The organism is Nonomuraea sp. NPDC004186 (assembly GCF_053603495.1).
Genome location: NZ_JBSGFQ010000277.1, coordinates 1 through 1,678, shown reverse-complemented (window position 1 = coordinate 1,678; position 1,678 = coordinate 1). Strand labels below are relative to the sequence as shown.

General features: G+C 70.9%; 2 protein-coding genes. Both read right to left on the bottom strand.

Annotated features, from left to right (window positions below; all coding sequences use genetic code 11):
- Positions 1–965 (bottom strand): metabolite traffic protein EboE (gene eboE, locus ACWEPL_RS65230; protein ID WP_452443092.1); only part of this gene is annotated, 965 nt, incomplete at its 3' end.
- Between the two features lie 2 nt (positions 966–967).
- A partial coding sequence (locus ACWEPL_RS65225) for a TatD family hydrolase (RefSeq protein WP_452443091.1) occupies positions 968–1,678 on the bottom strand: 711 nt, incomplete at its 5' end.

The window sequence follows — 1,678 nt, the reverse complement described above, 5'->3', positions numbered from 1 at the left end:
CCGCCGAGGAGCACGTTGAGCAGGTCGCGCAGGTAGGGGGCGCTGGTGGTGAGCGGAGGGGGCGGGTCGTCGTGCAGCGGGACGTGGAAGTGCACGCGCCAGCTTTCGTCTGCGGGCAGGCCGCCGGCCAGGGCTTCGCCCAGGTCGTCGGCGTATGCGGTGGCGGAGCGCGTCTGGTGGAGGAACCGGGCCTCGTCGAACGCGGCCAACGCCTGCTGTGCTCCCGGCGGGGCTTGCAGGGCGCATGACGCCTGGAGCTTCACGATGGGCAGCCCGGTGCGGGCGCCCGCGCCGGGTTCCTCGAAGCCTACGGCCATGTGGCAGGCGTCCAGGCACAGGCCGAGGTAGTCGTGGTCCACGTCGCTCAGCAGGGCGGTCGCCTGGGGTGTGACCTCGACGATGCAGCCGGGCTCCGGCTCGAAGCCCACCCGGATCATCTTGCCGGTCCGGTGGGTCAGGGCCCGCAGGCCCTGGGCGAGCGCGTCGAGATTGGCCATGACCGCAGCCGCCTTGTCCCGTGTCCATGCGGTGCGCCAGGCGAGGGGCAGCGTCGAGATCGTGCCCTCGGTGACGTCGTCCGGCAGCAACGCGGCAAGGATCTCGGCCAGCCCGAGCGTGTACCGCAGGCGCTCCGCGTCGGCCCAGTCGGGCTGGTAGACGCGGTATTTCACGATCTCGTCGTGGAAGCCGCGGTAGGGGAACCCGTTCAGGGTCACGACCTCCAGCCCGAGCGCGGCCAGCCGCTCGCGCAGTCCGGTGACCTCCTCGGGCCGGGCGAGGAGGTCCGCGGCGGCGTGCTGGGACAGCCACAGCCCGAGTCCGAGCCGTTCGACGCCGAGCAGGTGCCTGACCCGCGTGGCGACGCCGGACAGCTGACCGTGGATGCCGGGGAGATCCTCGGCCGGGTGCACGTTGGTGCAGTAGGCGAGGTGGATCGTCGAGCCGTCCGGATGACGTAGCCGCACGGTCACCCCCGCTTGATCGTGTTGCCGGCATGGTCCGGGCCGGCATGCGAGCCCGGCTCGAGGTCGAGGCGGCCGCTCTGCCCGTAGAAGGTCACCGGATTGCGCCAGAGCACCTGGTCCACGTCGTCCTCGCCGAAGCCTGCCGCGAACATGGCGTCGGCGACCTCGCGCGTCTTCAGCGGGTCGCTCCGTCCCCAGTCGGCGGCCGAGTTCACGAGCATCCTGTCCGTGCCGTGCTCCTTGAGGACGGTCACCATCCGGTCCGGGTCCATCTTGGTGTCGGGGTAGATGGAGAATCCCATCCAGCAGCCCGAGTCCGCGACCATGCCGACGGTCAGCTCATTGAGATGGTCGACGAGCACCTGCCCGGGAGCGAGGCCCGCGGCCCGCACCACGTCCAGCGTGCGGCGGGTGCCCGCGGCCTTGTCCCGATGCGGAGTGTGCACGAGCACCGGGAGATCATTAACTCGTGCCAGGGCGAGCTGGGCCTCGAAGGCCCGTTCCTCCTCCGCCGTCATCGAGTCGTAGCCGACCTCGCCGACGGCGACGACCGAGTCCTTCAGCAGGTATCGCGGCAGCTCATCCAACACGCCCGCGCACCGCGGATCGTTCGCCTCCTTCGGGTTGAGCGCGAGCGCGCAGTGGTGGCGGATGCCGTACTGCGCGGCGCGGTACGGCTCCCAGCCGAGCAGCGCGTCGAAGTAGTCGAGGAA